Annotated in this window: 3 protein-coding genes and 1 pseudogene; 2 read left to right on the top strand and 2 right to left on the bottom strand. The window is 36.4% G+C overall.

What is annotated here, in order from left to right:
- Positions 1 to 351: hypothetical protein (locus IM797_RS28075; protein WP_194130547.1), on the top strand; the 351-nt coding region annotated here is incomplete at its 5' end.
- Positions 352 to 590: 239 nt separating this feature from the next.
- On the opposite strand, the gene IM797_RS28070 is transcribed toward IM797_RS28075, so the two are convergent.
- Positions 591 to 2072 carry a hypothetical protein gene (locus IM797_RS28070; RefSeq protein WP_194130546.1) on the bottom strand — a complete coding sequence of 494 codons (1482 nt, stop codon included), beginning with the start codon at positions 2070 to 2072 and terminating at the stop codon, positions 591 to 593.
- Between the two features lie 264 nt (positions 2073 to 2336).
- On the opposite strand from IM797_RS28070, the gene IM797_RS28065 reads away from it, so the two are divergent.
- On the top strand, positions 2337 to 2819 hold the full coding sequence (locus tag IM797_RS28065) for a DUF2004 domain-containing protein (RefSeq protein WP_194130545.1): 483 nt from the start codon (positions 2337 to 2339) through the stop codon (positions 2817 to 2819).
- A gap of 21 nt (positions 2820 to 2840) precedes the next feature.
- Here the strand turns inward: IM797_RS28065 and IM797_RS28060 are convergent.
- Positions 2841 to 3131, bottom strand: a pseudogene (locus IM797_RS28060) (hypothetical protein); the annotation flags it as partial.

The following is a 3131-nucleotide window of genomic DNA, read 5'->3' as shown; positions in this document are numbered from 1 at the left end:
GCACCTTTGCAAGTCCAAAACCAACCGGCCATTACCGCGCAGGCCGTCTCCTCAGTAAGCAAACTTGCAAACACAACAGGTGGTGGCGCAGCTGCTGCTGCTTATACTGCAACAGGGAGAGTGGTCGCCCCTACTACCAATCCTACAGACAGCACCAAAAATGCGGCAGAAAGAAGAAGAGTAGAAGTTTTAAAGAGCAATAAGACAGGCGATCCAAAAGCGATTGAGGTGAACCCGCTTTACAATCCTACTGGCAATACTGGAGAAAACCCAATGCACAATTCAGCATCAAGAGCCATTCATGAATCAGGCGTATCGGTCAAATCAAATACAAAACCAAAAAATAAGTAGTCAACCTACATGGTTTTAGTTAAAGGTCAGTAGTCAGATGGAATAATACAGAAGCAGTTCTTTTCAGAACTGCTTTTGCCAGATAATAAGAAAAAGTAGCAAAATGGATTTCCATACCAACACCTATCAGATCGGTTGAAAAAGTATTTCAACTTAAGCGTTTAACATTATTTTACTTATGCAAATAGATTGCCATTTATACGAGTCGCCACAATCTGCGTCTATCCGACTTTGCTTTATCATCTCTCTATTTTAACGAGACCTTGCCTGGTAGCAAGGTATAGATTTCCGGCTTTATCGAATGTCATGGTCGAAATATAGGATGTTGGTATCGTTGAGTTGTCATTATGATAGTTTTCCCAGCCATCTTTCAAATCATACCTAATCAATCCGGCCCGATCAGTAGATATCCATAAAACTTTTTCTTTTTTATCGTATAAAACTTTATTGGTATGGTTAAATGGCATTCCTGAATTGGAAGTTGTAAATTGTTTTATTGAACCATTGGGACTTCTTACAGCAATTCCTTCATTTCTATTGATTTGACCTGGAACTTTACTATCATATTCAAAAAGAGAAAAGTATAGATTTCCATTTTCACCCTCGTCCATAGAAGTTATGCATTTATCTTTTAATACGGTTTCAGTATCATTAAAGCTCATGGCTTTGCCTGATTCATCAATCATAACGGAACCACTAAAAGTTCCAATCCAAATTCTGTTTTTAGAATCTCTTCTGGCAAATGCTACCCTGTTGGAGGGTAATTCCTTAACTTTACTTTGATTTATAACGGACCATTTACCATCCTTATAAATAATAAGCCCTTCATCTGCACAGAAAAAAACTTCTCCAGTTTCTGGGTTATTGATAATTTTGTAAGCGCCATCAATGCCAATAACTTTAGGATCATGTTTTGTCCAGCCTTTATCATCGTAACTAAAGATGTTTTTAGCTGCATAAACCCATTTCACATTGTGATTATCGGTTTCTATAGCATGAAAGGAAATATATTGCTGATCATTTACACCATTTAGTTTGGCTTTATGGAATTCCTTTCCATCAAAGGTAACCAATCCATCACCAGCGGTTAACCAGATAATCCCTTTTTTATCAATAGAGATATGATCATTCAGATTGTCTGGCAAGGTTGAATTATCAGACTTCCAAACCGTGATTTTATACTTCTTTAAATTTTCATTTTTGTAAACATACTCCTTATTATAAATTTCCGGGCTATTCGGCCGGTCAAACGACTTTTTAAAAGACTCGATATTAACCCGTTCAATATTTCCGGATATCCGACCCGCTTTTATAACGAAAATTAAGTTGACAGATGTTCGTTCCTCCTTTTTATCTGCAGTAACTGCAGGAATCCATTTGTCAAACTTGTTTAACTGTTCGATAATTTGTTTGGTAATTGGATTGTTAGATTGGTCTGTATGACTTAATACACAGCCTTGACCAAGTGAATCAATGAGGACTTGAAATTTGACAGCTCCATTAATACCTGTTAGGTTTAATGATGTATTTAATTTCTCTTGTAATACTGTAAAATCAGCTTCGCTATAGGAAGCCTTTACGTCTCCACAATCCAGGCAAAACCGATCAGTTTTACAGTTGCCTAATTTTACAGGAAATAGGTTTTGTGCTTTGGCGTTTGCGCAAAAGGCAGCTAGAAATAAGAGAAGTGCAGGTTTCCTTAACTTTGAATAATAACTCATGAGTAACGTAATTAGCAGCTTTGTTTAACCACGACTAAATGTAATAATTTACATGTAACCATCTATCAAACTGATTTGATTTTTATTCGAAATATCCAATCCTGTTATATATTACATTCGTGATGTATAAAAAACAACTCTAGTATTAGGATTATTTGATAATTAAAAGATATTTGGCAACAATTTGCTTTCACGACTTTGCTGAACTTAATGAATATTAATATCTTAGTCAACGTAAATTAACTACCAAAATCTCAATACCCCATGAAATTAAAATACTTTGGCGAAATAAATCCTAACGAGTTAGAAGATTATTATTCAACTGATATCGAAGTTGATGGACATACTATACAAGTGGATCTAAACTTCAGCGATATATCTATAGAAGAAAGCCGTTTAATCAAGGTGGACGCGATACTTGAGAACCTACCGGCGTTTATTGGCCAATTGAAAACATATATCCATGAGGATTACGCAAGCGGAAGCGAAGTACAGGAATATCTGGATTTCCATTTTGATGAGGTTGATGAAGAACTGACGGCTTTACTGCTAAAAGCAGATCAAAGCCTTGATAAAGAAGAACAGTTATTGTCCATCCTGAAACTCGAAAGAATCGGATTCTATCCTGAGGATGACGAATCTTTCTGCGTTTCTGACTTTGAAATAGATCCGGAAATTTCGCAATATCTTTTAGTGGTCAATACCACCGAAGATCAAGAACTGAACTACATCACGATGGAGAGTTAGTTGATCATAGGCCCTTTCTGGTTACCTGTAACCGTCTATCGCAGTCCTGGGATTTTTATTTGAAGTACCCCATCCTTTGAGATATTCAATGGTAATGTCCTTATCAGAAATTTCGGTTACCTTATCTGATGTATATTTTTCACGAAGTTTTAACAAAACATCTTCCGTTACATCTGTTGCCCCACCCTGTTTATCACTATTGATATTGATCATTTCTAAAGTGTATACCGGTCCCCAGGGTAATCCCCACCAGCCCATCAATAATGACAGCAAATTATATTTAAGCCTATATTTCGAGGGTTTTTGATCAAA

Source organism: Pedobacter sp. MC2016-24 (assembly GCF_015223055.1).
Taxonomy (GTDB): domain Bacteria; phylum Bacteroidota; class Bacteroidia; order Sphingobacteriales; family Sphingobacteriaceae; genus Pedobacter.
The sequence above is the reverse complement of the archived record's forward strand: the minus strand, read 5'-3'. Positions and strand labels throughout refer to the sequence as shown.